This window comes from Accumulibacter sp., from assembly GCF_016789985.1.
Taxonomy (GTDB): domain Bacteria; phylum Pseudomonadota; class Gammaproteobacteria; order Burkholderiales; family Rhodocyclaceae; genus Accumulibacter.
The window spans coordinates 1-21524 of sequence record NZ_JAEUOL010000140.1 but is presented as its reverse complement, the minus strand read 5'-3'; the positions used below and the strand labels follow the sequence as shown (position 1 = coordinate 21524).

At 59.9% G+C, this 21524-nt stretch carries 14 protein-coding genes; 2 read left to right on the top strand and 12 right to left on the bottom strand.

Annotation, left to right across the window (positions count from 1 at the left end; all coding sequences use genetic code 11):
• Positions 1-4 precede the first annotated feature (4 nt).
• From JNK99_RS07990 to JNK99_RS07935, 12 genes are all read right to left on the bottom strand, one after another.
• A complete protein-coding gene (locus JNK99_RS07990; protein WP_291851107.1) occupies positions 5-2014 on the bottom strand; it encodes a methyltransferase in 2010 nt (669 codons plus the stop codon).
• Positions 2011-3117, bottom strand: coding sequence for a hypothetical protein (locus tag JNK99_RS07985; RefSeq protein ID WP_291851104.1), 1107 nt, complete (start codon positions 3115-3117; stop codon positions 2011-2013). The genes JNK99_RS07990 and JNK99_RS07985 overlap by 4 nt, the downstream gene beginning before the upstream one ends.
• Positions 3118-3139: 22 nt before the next feature.
• Positions 3140-4999, bottom strand: a complete 1860-nt coding sequence (locus JNK99_RS07980; RefSeq protein WP_291851101.1) for a methyltransferase domain-containing protein — start codon at positions 4997-4999, stop codon at positions 3140-3142.
• Positions 5000-5191: 192 nt separating this feature from the next.
• Entirely contained in the window at positions 5192-6526 is a 1335-nt protein-coding gene (locus tag JNK99_RS07975; protein ID WP_291851099.1) for a D-glucuronyl C5-epimerase family protein, read from the bottom strand.
• Positions 6523-7443, bottom strand: coding sequence for a pentapeptide repeat-containing protein (locus JNK99_RS07970; RefSeq protein WP_291851097.1), 921 nt, complete (start codon positions 7441-7443; stop codon positions 6523-6525). The genes JNK99_RS07975 and JNK99_RS07970 overlap by 4 nt, the downstream gene beginning before the upstream one ends.
• Entirely contained in the window at positions 7443-9122 is a 1680-nt protein-coding gene (locus tag JNK99_RS07965; protein ID WP_291851095.1) for a glycosyltransferase, read from the bottom strand. Before JNK99_RS07965 ends, JNK99_RS07970 begins: the two co-directional genes overlap by 1 nt.
• A complete protein-coding gene (wecB, locus tag JNK99_RS07960; RefSeq protein ID WP_291851122.1) occupies positions 9119-10264 on the bottom strand; it encodes a UDP-N-acetylglucosamine 2-epimerase (non-hydrolyzing) in 1146 nt (381 codons plus the stop codon). Before wecB ends, JNK99_RS07965 begins: the two co-directional genes overlap by 4 nt.
• A gap of 618 nt (positions 10265-10882) precedes the next feature.
• Complete coding sequence (locus JNK99_RS07955) at positions 10883-12706, bottom strand: polysaccharide biosynthesis/export family protein (protein WP_291851092.1); 1824 nt, start codon at positions 12704-12706, stop codon at positions 10883-10885.
• Between the two features lie 6 nt (positions 12707-12712).
• On the bottom strand, positions 12713-13861 hold the full coding sequence (locus JNK99_RS07950; protein WP_291851089.1) for a chain-length determining protein: 1149 nt from the start codon (positions 13859-13861) through the stop codon (positions 12713-12715).
• Positions 13858-14523 carry an ATP-binding cassette domain-containing protein gene (locus tag JNK99_RS07945; RefSeq protein ID WP_291851086.1) on the bottom strand — a complete coding sequence of 222 codons (666 nt, stop codon included), beginning with the start codon at positions 14521-14523 and terminating at the stop codon, positions 13858-13860. The genes JNK99_RS07950 and JNK99_RS07945 overlap by 4 nt, the downstream gene beginning before the upstream one ends.
• Positions 14520-15305 (bottom strand): ABC transporter permease, encoded by a 786-nt coding sequence (locus JNK99_RS07940; RefSeq protein ID WP_291851119.1) that lies wholly within the window; start codon positions 15303-15305, stop codon positions 14520-14522. Before JNK99_RS07940 ends, JNK99_RS07945 begins: the two co-directional genes overlap by 4 nt.
• A 391-nt stretch (positions 15306-15696) precedes the next feature.
• Entirely contained in the window at positions 15697-15924 is a 228-nt protein-coding gene (locus tag JNK99_RS07935) for a hypothetical protein (RefSeq protein WP_291851082.1), read from the bottom strand.
• Positions 15925-16567: 643 nt separating this feature from the next.
• Between JNK99_RS07935 and JNK99_RS07930 the strand changes: the two genes are divergently transcribed.
• Positions 16568-17380 (top strand): DUF2189 domain-containing protein, encoded by an 813-nt coding sequence (locus JNK99_RS07930; RefSeq protein WP_291851079.1) that lies wholly within the window; start codon positions 16568-16570, stop codon positions 17378-17380.
• A gap of 270 nt (positions 17381-17650) precedes the next feature.
• A partial coding sequence (locus JNK99_RS07925) for a hypothetical protein (RefSeq protein ID WP_291851075.1) occupies positions 17651-21524 on the top strand: 3874 nt, incomplete at its 3' end.

Here is a 21524-nt window from a genome sequence, read left to right as displayed (position 1 = left end):
GGGGCTATTTCCGTAGAACGATGAAGTTGTCGGAGCGACTGAACAATTGTCGATCGGCGTCCGGCAAGGCGACCACGTTGCTCGAATCACTACCCCAGAACAACCAGCGTTCCCTGGCCTCCGGTAGGTGTGCAAGCATCTCCTTGGAAGTCAGCAGCGGATGGGCAAGCGTCCTGCTGTCGCGATCCATCATTTCGTTGATGACAAGCAGCCCGCCCGGTAGCAGCGCTTGCCACGCTGCTTGGATCACTGTGCCGCGTTGCTCCGGTGCTATGCGATAGCACATCTGGGCCAGGAGCACGACAGCGACCTGGTTCGGGTAAACGAAGTCGGTGACCGAACCTTCCTGGTACTCGATCACCCCTTCATATCCCACGTCTCGCCACAAGTGTGTGCCGATCACAGCAAAGGCATGCTTGACCTCGGAGCAGACAACCCGCTTGATACGACCGTCGCATGCGAAGTTCGCGCACAACGGGATTATCCCGATCCCTGCACCATGATCCACAAGGCACGAGATGCTTTGCGCAGAAAGAAAACGGTCGATGATCCGTTTCATGATCAGAGCGCGTTGCGACGACGAGAACATGAAATACGACAACTCCTTGCGCTGCAGCGTGGGCACACCACCCTGAGCGGTCTCCTTGTTGTTCCCGCCCAGATTTTGCACCATCCATTCAGCCAACCTCTGCTCGGCCCCGCTCGACGTCAATGACGCCCGATCGGTTCGGCGGGCAAGAGACTCCACTGCCCCACCCACCAATGGCCCGTACCGGCCAATCGACCGGCCCATCACGATGGGCGATGATTGCGCGCCAACCAGGGACGCGCTCATGAAATCGAACAAGGGTGTGACCACACTCTCGCCCAGTCTTTCGGGTGCGCTCTCGCCGACCTCGACAACGACGACTCTACGCGGGGCGACGGGCATGCCAGCGTACTTGACATCGGCCTGAATGTCGTTGACCGTCGCACAGACGATGGCGCCTCCAGCGGTTGCCGGCAGCGGTGGCCTGACCGGCACTGCCTTGTTTGCCGTCTGCGAGCCGAGACCGTCCGGAACGATCATCACGCGCGTGCGCAGCAGGCGTTGGTACCACGCCCTCCCACCCCTCGGCGATTCTCCCTTTGGTTCCCCAAGCAAGGTCGATATCTCCGCGTCGCGCGTCCCGCCGCTATGACCGAGCGGGCCGCCCCAGGTGTACGGATGGATCAACACCTGTACCGCCCTGTTTCGCCCAACGATGAACATTTCCGCATTGTCGATCATCCGCTTGATCAGGCCACCCCCGTCAGTCACCTGGTACAGCAGCGGAGCCTTCTTCCTGAACTGCTCGACATCCGCCTCCAGACCTGCCTGGCTGAGCCGCTCCGGCGTGATCCAGTTCTCGGCAAACAAGGACGTCAGGAATTCACCCGTAGGCCCCAGCTCAGGAACCCGTTTCCGGAACATCTGGTTGATTTCCCCTCCGTGACTTGCCATGGTCCTGAAATCACCGAACGCCCGCTTCATCGAGGCAACGCGTGCTGCGAACGCCTCCATCACCTCGCCATTGAAACATTCGCATCCCGATTCGGACTCCGCAAGCCGGGCGAACCACTCGAGCGACTTGTCCGACTGCAGCCATCGCCAATACTCCACTCCGACCCCGTTGAACTTCCTGGCTATGAGATAGGAGTCTACCGGCGAGTCATGCAGCCCGATTTCCATAGGCGCCTTGATCCGTCGAACCAGTGCCAGGAAATCGGCCCGTCGAGCCTGTTCGTCCGTTGAGTAGTCGGCCAGCAGATAGAAGGTGCCGGGAACGTTGTGCCGATAAAGAGCCGCGAGGAAACCGTAAGAGCCAACGATATCCCGCGCATGCACGTCAAACCGGAGCGATACCCCGCGGGGAACAGGCGAGATCCCCAGCTCCAGACACGAAAAAAACTCCGCTCCACGGCCCTGCAGGTACCGGACGAGCGCAGCACACTCTATAGCGGAGAAACAATCGTAGGCAAATAGCCTCGTCACCTTGTGATCAATCCTTCTTTACCGCTCGCAGAGTCAAGCAAGAAAATCTGGAAGGCGTTCAGTCGCGGTAGCTCCTTTAACACGACCTCACACAACGACTGGTAGGGATCACCCTGATCCGCCAGAATACACGGTGCAATGGTCGCCGTCGCCTGGCACGAAGGGGGCGCTGCCCATGCCTTGCAGTTTCCCGGGCGACAGCGATCGTTACGGCAATAAAGAAAGGAATCCATCTCGCTCTTGGCGTCACCCAGCGCCTGGGCATTTCCTGTCAGCTTACTGATGTCCTTGAGACCCTTCACCTGATGCGGAACATGGTTCTCGATGCGCTGCGCCTCAAACTTTGGGTTTGCCTTATATTTCGGGTCGTCGATTCCAAAGTAGCCCGCGTTGCCGGCTTGAATCTCGTGGTGCTCCGCCTTGGCAATCGCCAGTGCCCTTTCCCGGTAGATGGCCTCGCCGGTCGCGGCAAACATCCACGCAAGACCCAGCCCCATGGCCACGTTCGGATTGCGCACGAAACGATTCAGGTCATTGGCGTGGTAACTGTACCAATAATAGAAACAGTCCTGGCAGCCAGTAACAGCAGAACCCAGACTCCATGAGTCGGAAAGAGCCTTCCGGGCCACCTGAAGATATCTGACATCCCCGGTCGCGATGTTCAACTGCGCGAGACACGCCACAGCGTAGCCGGTCTGCAGCATGTAAGGAGTTTCCGGTGGATTGCACGTTCCATCCCCAAAGGCATCAAGGGCGCCCGCCTGACCGCACTTCTTGGACTCCTCCGTCGTTCTCTGGATGTAGGGCCAGCCTGTACGTTTGTTTCCATCAACCGTCGCCATGGACAGCAATTCATCGCCATCCGCCTTGGCACGGCCAAGCAGTGCCTTGCTACCGCGCGAGTATCTCGCCAGCGAGGCCAGGCAATCGTAAGCCACCGCCAGGGCGTCCGCATCCTTGGTCGGTGGGGGCATGTCCAGACTCGCCGCTTGCGCCGTGCCGAATGTCGGCCCCGACAGGTAGCCCAACAAGCCGGTGAAAAGCACTGCCAGCTGCAAGTATTTCCCGGCCATGCCATCCCGACGGAACAATGACTTTTTCATGAGCTCCTCCCGAAAGAAGATTCTAGTCGAACCGAACGCACCACTTCAGGAGATTGGACGGAGCATCGAATACATCCTTTGCACCCCGGACGGTGAAAAACACGCCGTCCCTGGCCGACCGGCTGGCACATGAGTAAGTGAATCCGGTAACCAGGTCCGAGTAATTATCGACATCGAACAGATGCTGAACCGTGTAAGGCTCCCGTTTCGTCAGCAGGAAAACCGCTGGCCGGGTGAACACCTGATAAAGGGACCCCTGTGTAATCACCAGCCAGCACGCCCCGAGATCAACAATCGAACGTACCGGCTGACCCAGATAGCCAATTTCCACGGGTTGCCCGATATCCTCTCTCGGAGCAAAAAACATCCGTGCCCCCGTTCTTCCTGCCAGTGGCAAATCAGGGTTCATCTCCTTCGATGACCCGAGAATGTCGTCGGAACCCCAAATCAGGCCTTGTCTGGTGAATGCCATGTCGGTCATCCGGAAGCGCGCCATCGAACCGTCTTTCGACGGCTCGAATGAAGGACGCCAGCTCAGTCCGTGATCATGTGAAACGAATATATTGGTCTCGCTGGGCAGATCGCCGCTCGTCAGATACCAGGTACCGGCACCGAACGGGTCGGCACGCACGGTATGAAAATGGCGTATTTCCTCCCCCGAACATTCCAGCACCTTGCTCCATGACCCGCCCGCATCGACGCTTCGGAAAACCGCTGAAGGGTATCGCTCGCCGCCGGCCGTGCCCCCTTTGGGAGCGTTGAGCGCATAATCACAAAAAAGCAACACTCCATCCTGGAAATCGACCGACGATGAGCCATGCCATTGATTGGTGCTTGGTGCGATCGCCGACCTGGTCGTGCCATCGCGTGCCAAAGTGACCAACAGGCCGGCATGTGGCTGTTCTTCCTTTGGCAGTTTGGGGGAAAGACCCTTCGCCTGAAGGCAGATCGTCCCGTCGGGCAGGGAAAAAGAATTGACGAAGCGCACCCGCTCGAAACCCTTGACGGGGGCCCAGTCCCAGCTGACACCCAGATCATCCGAGACATAATAACCGCCGACCGAGCATGCCATGACGCGCTCGGTCGCAACACCCGTCCCCTGTTCCCTGACGTGCTCCGAAAAGCGAACGACCTTTTTCGGATCATCGCTCACCACAGGTAAGGACAGTGTCACGGTGACATGCCTGAACGGGAATCCCGGATGCCGTACGGGAATGCTGTACTCCTTGCTGCGCACGGCGGCGCCTGCAGTCACCGCCGGTGCGCGTTGCACCGTTTCCTGCCTGGATTGCGGCAGCATGTCGCCCTCCGCCCGATGGGTTCTACCCTCACTCTCGGCAAGGTGTGAAAGAGGCTTCGCACCAACAAACCAGTCACACGCCACCCCCGAAGGTTCGTCCACGATGTGAAATAGGTGGGCTTCGAACCCAGCCCGCTGCATCGCCTCCAGGAACCACTCCTTGCCGACCTTGACGCTGACCATCCCGCCGCCATCGGGAATATATTCATAGTAACCCGAGCGCGGCCTGATGGTGCTTACGACTCGCGGCGCGCCGGACCCTTCCTCCACTCGCGGACCTTCAAGATGTGTAATGAACAGCCCGCCGGGTGCGAGAATCCTGAACGCCTCCGCCAATGCCTGCTCGTGTTCGCTAAAATAATCAAAAAGCAGACAACTATAGTGCGCACCAAAGGAACCATCCGGGTAACGACCGAGATCTCTGGCATCCACTCCGGTGGTGTGCTCCCGACCGTAGGTACCGAATAACGAGACCGATTCGAAGGCCTGATAGTATCTCGACAGAAGAATCCTCTCGTGACTGGTCATCGCGAAGCACAAAGCGCTCCCCAGGCTGCTGCCGAGCCGCCCAAAACGCGGCACGAGGTGATTCTCGAGCAGCGATGCAATGGTCCTCACGCGCGGTCGAGACTGGCACGACGAGCATATTCCGCGATCTTCGCCTCCCGAGAACTCATGGGCACAAATAACACATTTGGAACCGGGTCTAATGATCATGTATGAAATGTACCGGAAAGCGGCAGGCACGGCACGCCAGAGCCGAATCGTCTTGTTTCAACGCAGCAGGCGACGCACGACTGCAGGAAAATCGCTGCCGTAAAGATGCGGCAGCAAGGAGTATTTGTCTCCCTTCAAGTAAGGGAGGTCGCTCCACCCTTCGTAGTAAGCCAGCCATTTCTCCGCGACATCCTTCAGGATCTCCCTGCGCGAATAGCCGTAAAGTTCCGCCAGATCAACAATATGAACAAAATGGTAACCATTGTACGACAGGTCACCGATCTTTTTTTTGAAGTTGGTCGGGTAGGCAAACAGGTCAACCCCGTCGAACGGAATCGGGCACTCAATCTCCGTCACCTCGCCCGAACCGACAGCGACCTCCCGGAGCAACTTCCAGCTCTCGGTAGGCATGCCGGAGCTATCCGGACGATACTCGCCCTGCGCGAGGAATACCTTGGCCCGACACTCCTTGTCCACTTCGAGACAGGCCCTGAACACGTTCTCTGCGGGCTTGCTGATCAGTGAAAGCAACACGTTGAACTGCAGAAGCCGTGGCTCGCTGCGCTCGATATGGTTCTCCCATCGCGACTTCTTCCCGCGAATGACGTCTCCCCGGAAACAGCCTTCGCCCGGGATGTCCACCGCGAAACTGACACACCGGTGATCGACCACCCTGTCGAAAACGATCTTGACACGAGAAAACCCCGCCAACTGATAGCGACTGTTCAGACACGTTGGCGCGTCATACATTGGCAACAGGTGAACCACCGCATCCAGATTACGCTCGAGGAAGTCTCGGTAGGGAATGGCTAAAAGATCAAGCACACCGCGGCTCTGAACCACCCAGCGAAGCACCGTCAGCCAGCCATTCAAGGTGTAGAAGGCCGGTTCATGCGGGTACTCTTCAACGATCCATCCGTAGTCCTTTTTCATCAATACGCCGGACCGCTCGACCGGAATCATCAGGCTGGCAAATAGGCGCCTGATTGCATCCGCATAGAAACCCGGAGACTGTTTTTCCAGGAGGCACAGCGCCTTGACATACCATGCCTGCGTCAATCCGGAATAGAAGGCCGTCGGCACATTCGACAAACCGGTGTTTGGCTGGTACATGAATACCAGACTTCCCTCCAGCGTCTCTGCACGCTTCAGTGCGTGCGCTGCGATGCGGCGTGCATGCTCCAGAAAGATCTGATCGCCGGTTCTTTCGAATTCGGACGTATAGTCGGCAATCAGATAGGGCGCAAGTATGGGATGGAACACCAAGCCATTGCCCGTTCTCTTCATCGGGCAACCAGACTGGTCAAAAGTCAGTTGATAGTATTCGTAAACCGCTTTCCGATATTCCAGGATCGGCGGCGATCCGTCGTCGAGCATGGCGGACGTGGTCATGTCAATCCCCTGGCATTTTCCTTCTTCGCGTCAAGGGTATCGCAACCGGCCATTCTTGTATTCCGGAAATCGGCACCACGCAGGTCTGCCTCACGGAACGAGCAAGCCAGAAAACTGCAGCCATTGACACGCAAAGGCAACTGTCCCCGGGAACTGATCACTTCCGCAAAGTCGCACCCGACAAAGGTCGAACGCGCGATTCGCGAAGACGAAAGATTGGCCCCGGTCAGGGTGATTCCCTCGAAGGACGAACTGATGAACTCCGCACTGCTCAGATTGGCCAACTCGAGGCGGCATTGAATGAACTGGCACGCATTGGCCGCCACATCCTTCAGATTGGCACGTGCGAGATTGCATTCCTCGAAATGAGAGTTCGGGGCCTGCAGTCCTTGCAGGTTGGCATTGGCAAAACTGCAATTTTCGAAATGACAGTTCGTTGCCTGAAATCCCTGGAAGATCGAGTCCGAGAAATCGCAATCCTTGAACAAGGCATTACCTATACGCAAGCCAGGGAGGCTCATGCTGGAGAAATCAACGCCCGTTATATACATCGTCTGGTCCGTCGCGATCAGCCGGCGTTTCATTGCATTGGTGAGACGCAGCCGCGGCGTCCTGATCCGGTAGATGTAATTGAAAATCAACAGATAGTAACGGCTCTTGGCCTGCGGACTGTAAGCTCCGTCGTGCACCTGATTGATGTCGTAAAGCAGGTCGAGCAGGCGCTGAACAGCGAGACCCTTCGTATACTTGCCGCGCGTGTACAGGGTCGAGATCTCGTTGATCCTGATGTACAGCGACTCGGGTGTCCGGTCGGTCTCCCACTTGACGGGTTTGGCTTGCTCCTCGAGAGGCGCGTGGTCGATGAGTTCGTAGTTTACGGTCGGGTCGTCCTGAGTTCGGCGTGTCAAGAACCTCATCACATTTCTCCATACAGGGTTTTCAGGCGTGCAGCATAGACACCCCAGTTGTCGGACTCCATGAAGCGACGGCAATTTGCTGACGCGGTGGCCAGTTGCTCTTCTGTCAATCCGTTGATGACATCGGCGATTGCCTTCGGATTCAACGGGTCGGGCAAGTACCAGCCGAGTTCATAGGTATTGATGATCGCACTCATCTCGGGAAAGGGACTGGCAATGATCGGCACACCGGCGTTTGGGTACTCCCAGAGTTTGTTGGGGTTGCAGAACCAATGATTGAGTCCGGTGTTTTCGTAAGGGATGGCACCGACCGTGGCACCGGCAGTCCAGTAAGGCAGTTCGTCCTGTTTGACTTTTGGTACGAATCTGATTTTTTCGCTCAAGGCGGGGTTTTTGAGCTTCAGCGCATCGGCAACCCGCAACAGTTCGTCTTCCAGCCGGCCCCAACCCATATAGACCAGGGTCCACTCGGGGTTGAGATACTCGGCCGACATCAGCAACTGGATCAGGCCGCGTTTGGCCGCGTAGCCGCCCTGGTAAATGACGATTCGCCGATCACGCGGCAGTCCTGCAACATCGTGCAAGCGTCCATCGTAGTCCACTGGTTCGGCAGGCTTTGCGGCATTCTTGACCACCACTGCCGGCGGCAATGACGGGTAGTTGTTGCGGTAATAACGAGCAATACTGTCATTGATGGTAATGAAGCGATTGACCGCCCCGGCGTATTTACTGAGCAACAAGCTGTTGAGTTCCGCCATGTCGTCCTCCGACTGGGCAAGGTGATCGTAGATCTCGTGCGCGTCGAAGATCAGCTTGACTCCGGTTTTTGCGGCGTATGTCGCAGCCAGCGGCAGGGCCGTCAGGTCATGGGCATGAACGATCACGGGTCGCTCTTCGGCCAATACCCGGCGAATACAGCGTTCGCGCGCGAAAATCACCTTCCAGCGCTTCATCTGATCGGGGGCGATTGCCTTCAGGAAACCGCGCATCAATGGACGAGGCAGTCGGACCGCAAAGCTTTCGGTATCCCCCCCCTTTTTCGCCACCCGGCGGGGACGACGCGGCGCCGCCGCTCCACCTGCCGTGTGTGGGACGGCGATCTGTGGTGCCGCCGATGCATCGGCTGGAAACTCGGCTCTGTTTTGGACAACCAACGGTCGATCAGACTGGACCGCTTGCCGCTCCTTGTAAGAGGCGAACACCTTCTCGTATTTCAGGAGTTCATCCTCTTCCCGCTTCTTCAGGGAGAGGTAACTTCTTCTCTTGCGTGCGTAATCCTGCCAAAGCCGATATCCGACGAAAGACAACCCGGACAGGACAAGCAGGCCACCGAGAAGCTGGAGAGCGTTTTTGATGGTAAGCCAGGCGACGAACGAGGCAAGCAAAGGCCATTCCGAGTTGATCAGGTAGAGTCCGGCTTGAATGGCCGCAAGGATTGCAACTATGGCGAGCACGATCTTGCCAAGGAACTCGCTGAGAAAAGGTCGGAAAGCCTCGGCCTGCCAGGCGACGCGTCGAATCACCACTCCATTATCGAGGACCTGGATCGGAATGTTGTTGTTGGCGTCCTGGATGCCGACGATGACAACATCGAAGCCGGCCTCCCGGACTGCCTCCGCCTCTTTCAACACACGTGCATCGTGAGATACGGAATTGATGACGACCTTGCAGACTTTCATGGCGTGTTACCCGATTGATAGCGACGGTTGGGGAGCATGGGCAGCGTGTTGTTCAGCAGTGCGACCACGGACTCGGCGGCCCTCCCCTCGCCATAAAGTTGAGGATAGGAGACCGGACAAGCTGATAGCGCGTCTCTTATCACCTGTGCCATCTGGCTGCTGGTCGGGGGTGCGAGACGGTTCCAGCCGCTGGCGATGGTTTCCACCCATTCGGTCTCTTCACGCAGGGTGACGCAGGGCACGCGGTAAAAGTACGCCTCCTTCTGCATCCCCCCCGAATCGGTGGCAATGGCCAACGCCGCGCTCTCGAGTCGGCTGATGTCGAGATAGGAAAGCGGCTCGCTCACTCGCAGGCAATCCAGTCTGTCATCCAGTCCGTACTGCGAAGCCAGCTTGCGAGTACGCGGGTGGAGTGGCAGGACGACGGGCAAGTCGGCGCTCACCTCGACGAAAGCATCCAGGATTGCCCCGAGCCTGACCGGATCATCGGTATTCTCGGCACGGTGGCAAGTGGCCAGAACGAACGCTTTCCTCTCCAGCCTGAGCTCATGAAGGATGCCCGATTCACGCTCGGCAATGGCCTGCATGTGGAGCGACGCATCAAACATCACGTCGCCCACGTTATGCACTCCCGACGAATAGCCTTCTCGTTGCAGATTTTCCACCGCCGTCTGTGTCGGGCAAAACAGCAGCGAGGATACGCTGTCTGCCACAATCCGATTCACCTCTTCAGGCATCCGCATGTTGAACGAGCGCAGCCCGGCTTCGACGTGCGCCACCGGAATATGGAGCTTGATGGCGGCCAGCGCTGCAGCCAGGGTCGAGTTGGTGTCGCCGTACACCAGCACCCAATCCGGTTGTACCTCCAGGAGAACCGACTCGATCGCCTCGAGCATTCGCCCAGTCATTGCACCGTGGCTCGCTCCGGCAATACCCAGGTTATAGGCCGGCTCGGGTATCTCCAGTTGTCGAAAGAACACGCCGGACATGTTGTCATCGAAGTGCTGCCCAGTGTGAACGATATGGTCGGCGATTGCTCGCTCCGGGTTGGTCACGTTCCATTTTGCGATGGCGCGACTGACCGCCGCGACCTTGACGAACTGCGGTCGAGCGCCAACAATCGTGACAGTCTTGAGAGTCATGATACAAATGCTCCGCCTATCGCAACGATCCTGGCACACGGTCGCGCTCCACCCGGTTTTCTGGATCGTTCCCGCGCGCCGCCCAGCGGCCGCGCCGTAATGTACTGCCACCGGTTCAAGGTGCACTCCCCACGGGCCTCAACGCCCCCTCGCTCGGACCGATACCCTACTCCGGACCCGATCATCTGAATCTCTACCCCGCCCATGATTCCTTCCTGACTGATTGCCATACCACCGCTGCCACGAGTGTTTCCAAACAACAAAACGATGTCATACCCGTACGGCAAGACACCCGCCATTTTCTGCGCTTACGCACTCTCCGGTGGCTTCCCGCACCTGACCGCCAAGCCTCACGTAGCCAACCCTTGCCACTGCTTCCACGACGACACCAGAACATCGCCGTCCATGTTCTTCATGCCCCCACAAGCTCCTCGACAAACGAAAAGCCGGCCGGCGAAGGTGGCGCCACCGACTACAAAACAGTCAGCCCGGGAATGCCCCCGCGCGCCCTCCCCGAAAACCGGACAACAGCACTTGCACGCACTTGCACGCACGCCGCGACTCGCTGTCGCGAATACAGGCGGCTTGCCCCGGCAAGCTTCGCGCATCGCCATCAAGCTAAAGGTTATTAACCACCCCGACAATGACTGCAATCCGGAACAGGGCTTCGACGATGTCCCTGAAAAGCTGCCGGGATTTGACGTCGATCTTGGGCAGCACCATGATGTGATCTCCCGGGCGGACTGTCGGATCCGGGCCGCCAAAACCGAAGAAGCCTCGTCCTCGGCTGCTTTCGTCAAAACTCCCGTCGCGATGGGCAAGCACCACTCGCGAGGCATCTGCGTTCTGGGTGTAGCCCCCGGCATTCTGTATGTAATCGGCAAGACCCAGTGCCGGGTCATAGGCTATGGTGTTGGGGAAAATGACTTCCCCACTGACAAAGATCAGACCGTCCTTGACCGGAACACGGAGGATATCTCCGTTCTCCAGCAGCAACTGGTCGCGATCAGCCGCCTGGGCAATGAAAACCTGTCCCGAGGGTTCGATATTCTTGCCACGTTCAACCCATTGCAGGAGAAGGGTGGCCTCTTCCTTGCGCAACTGAGCCTCCTCGTTGGTCGCCGAACGAGCCGTCAGGGCCGCATTTTCAAGGAACTTGAGGGTGGTCTGCAGCGCTTGCCTCTGCCGCTCCTTGGCGCTCAGACGAAAGAGCTGCAGACTCGCGCTGTCCGATCGTTCGGTGAACTCGATCTGCCTGATCAGTTCGCCGAGCCTGACACCATACGGCAGGACGTACTCCTGAACGCTCCTGTGCTCGCCTTCGACGCGTACGGCTATCGTGCCAGGCCGCTTGTCGGCGGTGAACTCCAGTTCGTCACCATTGTGCAAGCTGACAATCGAAGCATCGGCCAGCGGGAAGTATTCCGTATTCCTGACCGTCCCGGTATTGCGCACGACACGCACATGGGTGGCCTGCGGGCTCGGTTTGGCGAGCCGGACCAGGTCGGCCACCGTCACTGCCTTCGGAGTGAATTCGAAGCGTTTGGCGTTCTCTGCCAGGCCAGTCACCTTCGCAGAATTCTGGCGGGATCCGACGAAGACGACGTCGCCGTCGGATAACTGGATTAGCGGGATTCGCCCGTCGAGCAGGAAATCGTAAAGGCTTACCGTGGCGCGTGTCAGACTCCCGCGCTTGACCTGGATGTTGAGGAACGAGCCACGTTCCGGATCGATCCCGCCAGCCTGGTCAAGATACTGCAGCAGGCTGTCCATGCTGGTCCCGCTGTACAGACCCGGCCGATTGACGAAGCCGCTCACGAATACCCGCACCGGCTGGGCCGCTGCGAGGCTCGCGTAACTATAGACATTGGCACGGAACACCCGGCTCGTACCCGCTTCAACGATGCGCTGCAAATCCTGATTCCGTACTCCCAGGACATGCACCGGGCCGACATGCGGCAGGAAGATGTTGCCCTTGGGATCCACCGTCAGCGGCGCATCGAACTCGAAGGCTCCCCATAGGCGCACCTGAATCTTGTCACCGACAGCAACCAGATAGTCCGGGTTGAACTGGGTTGCTCCATCACGCGCAAAAGAACCGGTAAACAGGTTGGCACCGAAGACGTCGCTCTTCAGATTTGCCGAGTAATCGAAGAACTGCGGTGGCTGCGTGCGAATATCCGGCGCCACCGCAGGCGCCACCGCTGGTTGTGCCGGTGCCTTACCGGCCGCTTCGCGCTGGGCCGACTGGCTTGTCGTCATGCCCAGACCAAGGGGATCATTGGCTGCCGCAAACGCCCCTGCGGCCACGGCGGCCAGCACCACCAGCACGAGGGAAGAAAACCATCGGGTAGGACGACACAGCCCTCCCAGGATCGCCAGGAAAGCGGCCACCTGGAGGGAGGAAGTGGTCGTTGTCGAGAGAGAGGGCAGCCGAATCATGGGGTTTCAGTCCTGGTGGTCGCGTATGATGGCGGCCAGCAATTGGACGATGCCGGCCAGCACGAGTACGGTTAGGGCGAAGACAACGATGTTGTAGATCCTCCGCGGTTCCAGGGGGTACTGCGGCAACGTCGGGCTCTGCACGATGGAAACCTTCTTCAGGTTGCGGGTCGCTTCGATCCGGCCTTTTTCGAGTGCCGTCAACGCTGTCTTGTATACGTCCTGCGCAAACATGGCCTCCATCTCGAGACGTTGATATTCCTCCACCGTACGATTCAGTGTGCCACCTTTTGGCGAAGTCAGACGCGCTTTCTCGGCGCGTAACTGCGTCTCGATGGCCGAGATCTGCAGATTGATCTGGGCAACGTCGGGTGCCGTCGGGCTGAGGTAACCGAGCATGGTTTCGCGGCTGGCCTTGAGCTGCGTCAGCTCTCCTTCCAGTCGGGAAACAATGCTGGTCAGGGTCTCGGCAGCAGCCTGCGGCGAGAGGAAACCCTTGGCGTTCTGAAAATCAACCAGAGCACGGCGCGTCGTCAGCACCCGCTCGCTCATCTCGCCCACCTGTTTTTCCAGAAAGTCCACCTGATCACGAGCCAGCTTGTGAGCGATATCGTTCATGAATCGCTCGCCCTCCTCCACCAGAGTCGCGGTGATCTCGTTCGCCATTCTCGGGGTATAGGCCTGGCTCTTGATGCGCAGAACGCCCGAAGTGTCGTCCAGGTCGATACTGATGCGCGACAGATAATGACGATGAAAGAACTCCTCTTCGGCATCGTCGAACCACATGCGTGAAATCGGGTCGCGCTTCCAGTCACTGTAATGCGTACGCAGTTGCAGCTTTGCCTCCAGCTTGTGCAGCATGTCGACCGAACGTAGATGGTCACGCAGCAGCATCAGCTCGTGATCATTTCTGCTCCCGGCAAACAGCGACGCGAAATCCATGGCCTGTCCCCCACCAAGCTCGGTACGGTCGACCACGACCATGGCCTCAGAAACGTAGCGATCGGACGCGATGACTCCCCAATACACGACGGCAAGCAGGATCGCCACAAGCGCCACCTGCAAGGCGCGACGTCGGACCAGATGTGGAGCCAGTCGGTCATGCAGGCTCTCGAGCCAGCGCGGCAAGGCCCGTTCTCGGATGCGATCAATCATGCGGCGATGCTTTCCTTGTAAGCAGCGAGGGCATCGTCAATCGCATCAAACCATTGCGCGCGCCCTTCATGCAGCCAGATTCCGGCGGAACAGAACTGCTTCAGCGTACTCTCCCCGTGCGATACCATGATCAAGCCGGCGCGGTCAGCGAGGCTCTTGAAGGCTGCCGCTGCCTTGGCCTTGAATGCAGCGTCCCCTGCCGCAGTGACCTCGTCCGAGATGTAGACATCGAAGTCAAAGGCCAGCGACAGCGCGAACTGCAGACGCGATCTCATTCCCGACGAGTACGTCTTGACCGGCTCGTCGAAGGCCTCGCCAAGCTCGGCGAAGCCCTCGACATACGCCAGGCGATCACGAAGGTCGACGTCATGACCGTGAATACGCGAAACGAACTTGGCATTCTGCCGTCCGCTCAACGAACCCTGCAGCCCTCCGCCATAGCCCATCGGCCACGAGACTCGACAGCGGCGCTCGATGCACCCTCGATTCGGCGTGTCCACCCCACCAATCAAGCGCAACAAAGTGGATTTTCCGGCTCCGTTGCGGCCAACCAGGCCCACGCTGACCCTTGGCGGAATGGTGAACGAGACGCCCTGGAGAACCCATCTGCCTGGACCATGATCGGTCTGGTAGCGCTTGTGAACATCGTCTACGATGATCATTGCATTGCCATCCGGGTCGCAAAACGCACGTGAACAGCCAGACCAAAGAATAGTGACACTAGGGTGAAGGCCGCCAGGTAGGCGATATCGATGTCGCTCGCCACGTGGTACTGGGAAGAGAACGCGGAACGCAGCAATTCCAGCCCCTGCATGACCGGATTGAGCAACAGCAGGTCGCGCAACTCCGGTGGCAAGACGGCTGGAGAGAAAAGCACCCCGGACAGGAAATACAAGGGGATGAACAGAAGATTGGCGACCCTGCCCAGCTCGGGAATCAAGGTGCTCCCTACGGACAGTATCAGCCCAAGCCCGGTACCAAAAAGCCAGAACAGGGCAAAAACCGAAAAGACCGTCAACGGGTCAACAGGAAGGACATCGAACCCGAGCAGCAACATACCGGAAAAAAGCACCAGGGCGACACACAACTGAATCCCGCCTTCGAGAAAGGCGCGCACCAGAACGACATCCACGGGTTTCACCTGACGATAGGCAAACAGGGCCCGATTGGCCGATATCGCGGCCATTGATCGCGTTGCCGAATTGCGGAACAGGTTGTAGCCGAGAATGCCGATTGCCAGGAAGAGCGCAAAATCGAAGCCAGGCATGAAACGCCGACGAATTGTCGAGAAAATCAGCATCAGGATCGCGAGATGCGCCACGGGCTCCAGCAATAACCACAACCAGGCGGCGCGCCCTCCTGACACCCGGGTCACGGCTTCGCGCAGAAACAGCGCTTTCCAAACTGCCAGGGTTATCCCGGCCGATGAACGAGTCTTGTCCATGAGCACTATCGTGTGCGACCTTACCGGAGCTTCACTGCATGCCGCGTGTCAACAAGACCGGGATCTCCCTTTTGCCGCACGCATCACCCCCCGGTTGAATCGACCTGGACTTTCGTCATGAGAGAAGAGTTCGCCAACGCTGCAAACGGACCGCGCTGAAACCCATAGCCTTAAGGGAGCGTCCTTGTATCAACACGGCGCGTACCGACGATTGAAAACGCGGCACTGCACGATGTTCGAAAAGCCCATCAGTCTAGCGATGCAATACCCGCTGGTCAATCAAAACGGCCTCTGCGGGAGTCTTTTCCACGATCACCAGAATGCCGGGGCCTGCCGGTGCCGCCGCCCGCCACGCGGCCAGCAAAGTAGTCCGTAACCCCGCAGGACTGGTTCATTGACGCGACCGACCCGCGCCATCAGCCTTAACCCGTGTCGTCAGCACCAGCAGCAGCAGGAAGCACCCCACGACGAGCGCGGCAATGCCGGCCTGCAGAAGCGTCACCAACTGGAATGTCCACAGATAGTAACCTCCTCCGGCCAGACGCACGGCTGCCGCCACGAGGCAAAGCAGCATGCCGCCGAGCCCGGCGGCACGTCCCAACAGCAGTAGAATGTCCATCGTCCCCCTACTCTTTTGCAAGTTCAAATCACCCATCCCTGCCCCCCAGTGAATGACGGTCACGCCATTGCGCGCAGCATCCTCTCTTCCGTGCCACACCGGAGGGGCACCTTCGACTGGATTGTAAGCGAGAGACCTGCCGAGTCAAGCACCGCGGGCCTCCACATTCGACGATCCTGTCCGGCACTGCCGCTTTCACGCGCCTCCCCAGCTCGCCCAGGACGGATCTGTCACGGCTGAGCGAAGATGCCGCTCGGGCGGTTTCTCGAACCGCTGAAGGAATACCTGATGGACACACGAAGACACGAAATCGACCGTGTTCGGACGCCGGGCATGGTCCGCGTCCACCAGACGATCGGCCAGCGACGGACGAATGCCTGCTACCCGCCGAGCCGATTCGCGTCATCAGTTCCGGGTGGTAAAACTCTGCGCATATCGCCAACTACCGGACACTTGGTACACAAAGTCCACCCGCAGCCGCTCGACATGCGAGCTTCTCCGGCCAAGGGAGATGCTTGCAAGCAACCCGCTGATTCATGGATGATTGACCGGGAGGGGCAACCCCTCGAGCGCCGAGCCGCGGCAAGTCCGGTTTCCCGCTGCTTGCTGCGCCATACGCAACAATAACCACGGAGGGCGAGCAATGACCCAAAACCATGCGCCGGGCTCGGATGGCACTGTCACGCGCTTTCCGGTCATCCGGCCGATCCAGGCCGCAGCAATTGCGGGATGGCTGCGCGCCGGCTGGCATGACTGCCGACTTGGGGGACTCGCCAGTCTGTTCTATGGCGCATGTTTCGCCACCGGCGGGTGGCTGATGCAAGTGGTTTTTGCCCAAGCCTATGCTCTGTTTGCCGGCCTGACGACCGGCTTCCTGCTACTCGGCCCGTTCCTCGCCCTGGGTCTCTACGACCTCAGTCGGCGCATCGAACTGAACCAGGCTCCACGCTTGGCGCCGACGCTTGCCGCATGGCGCGTCAACCTGCCCAACGTCGGTCTCTTTGCCGCCCTGCTGGCAGTGGTGTTACTGGTCTGGGCACGTGCATCGATCGTCGTCTTTGCGCTCTTTTTTGCCGGTGGTTTGCCGACCTTTGGCGACGTAGTGCGCACGGTCCTGACTTTTGAGCAAGCGGACTTTGCCGTCGTCTATTTTGCGGTCGGCGGCTTCTTCGCGCTTTTTGTCTTCGCGATCAGTGTGATCGCTCTGCCGCTGATGCTCGATCGCCGAACCGATGCCATCACAGCGGCAATCGCCAGCCTCTTGGCCTGCGGACGCAACCCCGGCCCGATGCTGCTCTGGGCGGGCTGCATCGTGATCCTCGTCGGCATAGGCTTCGCGACATTCTTCCTGGGCCTGATCGTGACCATGCCTCTGGTCGGTCACGCCACATGGCACGCTTACCGGAACCTGGTCGAAACCGACGACGATCAACACCAGTCGCTGGCAGCAAGCTGAGGGAATCGGGCAAGCCTTCCACAAATCACGGGCTCGCGTTTCTCGGGTACGGTGCCAAGCCCTGCTGCGCCACCGCCCTTTCACGGCAGTGGTCCAGCGGCGCGCCTCACCAATCCTTCGCCCCATCCTCTGCTTGCAATCGCGCACACGACAGCACCATCTGGGATGGCAAGCGTTTTCGAGTTGTCGTGCGACTTTCGTCACGTCGACAATGGCGTGGCCTGCTGTATCATTAAATTATTTGATCAAATCGAAAATTGGGGTGAATGCGTGGCTGCAATAGAACTTTCCGACATCGCTGCCAACAGCGGCGGCTTCGTCATTAACGGCCAGTGTGCCGATGACCACAGTGGATGGAGCGTATCCGCCGCCGGTGACATCAACGGCGACGGACTCGGCGACCTGATCGTCGGCGCCTGGAAGGGTGACCCAACAACTGGTGTGGACGCCGGGCGCAGCTACGTCGTCTTCGGCAAGACCGGGAGCGGCGCCGTCGACCTTGCGGTGATCGCCGCCGGGAGCGACGGCTTCGTGATCAACGGCCAGTCGGCGAATGACTACAGCGGATGGAGCGTCGCCGGTACCGGCGACATCAACGGCGACGGCCTGGCCGACCTGATCGTCGGCGCACCGTGGAGCAACCTCGCTGGAGCCAACCACGTTGGGCGCAGCTACGTGATTTTCGGTCGGACCGGCAACGCCCCCATCGACCTCTCGGCGATCGCCGCCGGCAACGGGGGGTTCGTGATCAACGGCCACTGCGCAGATGACCAGAGTGGCCATAGCGTCGCCGGTGCCGGCGACATCAACGGCGACGGCCTGGCCGACCTGATCGTCGGGGCTTATGGCAGCGACCCCGCCGCAGGCAACGAGGCCGGACGCAGTTATGTGATCTTCGGCAAGACAAACAGCAACGCAGTCGACCTCTCCGCGGTCGCTGGCGGCAACGGCGGCTTCATCGTGAATGGGCAGTCTGCCGGCGACGAGAGCGGACGCAGTGTCGCCGCTGCCGGCGACGTCAACGGCGACGGCCTGGGGGACCTGATCGTCGGTGCCTTGCATGGCAATCCGGCTGCCGGTGCCTCCGCCGGGCGGAGCTATGTCGTTTTCGGCAGGAGCGATGGTGCCACCGTTGATCTTTCCGTGGTTGCCGGGGGCAGCGGTGGCTTCGTCATCAACGGTCAGTGCGCCTCTGACCATAGCGGCAGTAGCGTCGCCGGAGCTGGCGATGTCAATGGTGATGGCCTGGCCGATCTGATCGTCGGGGCGTACCGCAGCGACCCGGCCAGTGGCGTCGATGCCGGACGCAGTTATGTCGTTTTCGGCAAGAACGGCAGCGGCCCGGTCAACCTCTCGGCGGTCGCCGCCGGCAACGGGGGCTTCGTGATCAACGGCGAGTCTGCGGACGACGGCAGCGGGCTCACCGTTGCTGCTGCCGGGGACATCAACGGAGATGGTCTGGGTGATCTGCTCGTTGGCTCGCCCGGCAGCGATCCGGTAACCGGCAGCCTTGCCGGCCGCAGCTACGTCGTTTTCGGCAAGGTCGGTGGTGGTGCGGTCGACCTCTCCGCGATCACGGCTGGCAATGGCGGCTTTGTCATCAACGGTCAGTGCCTGGGTGACGAAAGCGGGCATAGTGTCGCCACTGCCGGCGACATCAATGGTGATGGCCTGGCGGACCTGATCGTCGGTTCCTGGGGGAGCGACGCCGTCGCCGGCAGTAACGCCGGCCGCAGCTACGTCATCTTCGGCAGCACCAGCGGTGCTTTTGCCGCAAGCACCGTCGATCAGCTCGGCAATTCTGGCGCCGACACCCTGATCGGCACTGCGGCTGCCGAAACCCTGATCGGCAACGCAGGCAACGACACCCTGATCGGCAACGGCGGCGCCGACGTGTTGTATGGCGGCACCGGTGACGACAACTTCGTCGTGGACGCCAGCAACCTCGCGGCACTGAGGACAGGCACCACCTCAGACCAACTCGCGCGCATCGACGGCGGCAGCGGCATCGACACGATCACCTTCGCGGGTAGCGGCCTCTCGCTCAACCTCACCCTGGTCGCCAACCAGGGTGGCAGCACCTCCGGCAGCCACTCGCGCCTCGAATCGGTCGAACTTATCGACCTCACGGGAAGCGGCAACAATACCGTCAAGCTGAACCTGCGAGACGTACTCGACATGGCCGAGATGAACAGCTTCAACAACGCCACCGGCTGGGTGGATGGCAGCTATAATCTCGCCACTGGCGGTGCCGATGGCAGTAACCCCGAACGCCGCCACCAACTGGTAATCACCGGCAACGCCGGCGACTCCATCACCCTGTCCGACGCCGCCGACTGGACCAACGATGGCATGGTCGTCCATAGTGGCCAGACGTTTTCTGTCTTCAACCACCGCGATGCAGCGGCACAACTGCTGGTCTACAGCACCCTCAACCTCTCCCTCACGGGATCTTCCGGCAATGACGTTCTCACTGGCGCAGCCGGCAATGACGGCCTAACCGCGGGCGACGGGAACGACATCCTCACCGGTGCGGCTGGTCATGACGGCCTATACGGAGGCACCGGGCAGGACACCATGATCGGTGGCGACGGCAACGATAACTATTACGTCGACGATATCGGCGACATCGTCCTCGAAACCAATCCCGACTTCACCACCGGCGGTAGTGACACCGTTCACAGCACTCTCCCCGTTTTCACCCTCCCCGAAAATGTCGAGAACCTACGTCTCCTGACCGCCGACGCCGCCGACGGCATGGGCAATGACCTCGACAACCGGCTCTACGCTGGCGGCGGCAACAACGTCCTGGACGGAAACGCTGGCAGTGACACCGCCTCGTACGCCCTCGCCTCGGCGGGCGTTATCGTCAGCCTTGAGATAACGGGTTCCCAAGCCACTATCGGTTCCGCTTCGGACACCCTGGTCAACATCGAGAACCTTGCCGGCAGCCCGTTCGCCGACATGCTCACCGGCGACACCACAGGAAACCAGCTAGATGGCGATGCTGGCAACGACCAACTCAATGGCGGTCCGGGCAACGACACCCTCAACGGCGGCACTGGCGAGGACACCATGACAGGAGGTAACGGGAACGATGCCTACTATGTCGACCACCCCGGCGACATCGTCAGCGAAACCAGCGCCGATCTCGCCAGCGGCGGTAGGGATATCGTCCTCAGCCATCTGGCCAGTTATGCCCTCACCGCCAACGTCGAAGACCTGCGCATCCTGGCAACCGGCCCTGCCGACGGCACTGGCAACGAGTTCGACAACCTTCTCTACGCAGGTGAAGGCGACAACATGCTTGATGGCGGTGCAGGCATCGACACAGTCGGCTACCGATTTGCCAACTCCGGCGTCAGTGTCAGCCTTGCGCTGGCCGGCGTTCAGGCCACTGGCGGCTCAGGCTCCGACACGCTGATCAGCATCGAGAACCTCGCCGGCAGCGCCTTCGCTGACACTCTCACCGGCAATGGCAGCGCCAATCGCCTCGATGGCAGCAGCGGCAATGACACACTCGACGGCGGCGGTGGCGTCGACACCCTGATCGGAGGGAATGGCAGCGACCACTACTTTGTCGACCAACTCGGGGACCTCGTCAACGAAACGAATACTGACCCCGCCACCGGAGGCAACGACACCGTCCATAGCAGCCTCTCGGCGTACACCCTGACTGCCAACGTCGAGAACCTCCGCATTCTTGCCATTGGCGCTGCGAACGGCACCGGTAACGGTCTCGACAACACGCTCCACGCCGGCAGCGGCAACAACGTCCTCGATGGCGGCATCGGCGCCGACACCGTCTCCTACGCCGACGCTCCCTCGGCGATCACCGTCAGTCTCGCCACGGCCGGTGCCCAGGCGACCGGCGGCTCCAGCTCCGACACCCTGCTCGGCATCGAACATCTCACCGGCAGCGCCTTCGCCGACCGCCTCACCGGCGACAGCAACGCCAACCAGCTCGCCGGCCTCGCCGGCGCCGACACCCTCACTGGTGGCACCGGCGCCGACACGCTGCTCGGTGGTGACGGCGCCGACCTCTACTACGTCGACCAGGTCGGCGACCTCGTTCTCGAAACCAACCCCGACCTGGCCAGCGGCGGCAACGACACCGTCTACAGCACGCTCGCCGCCTACACCC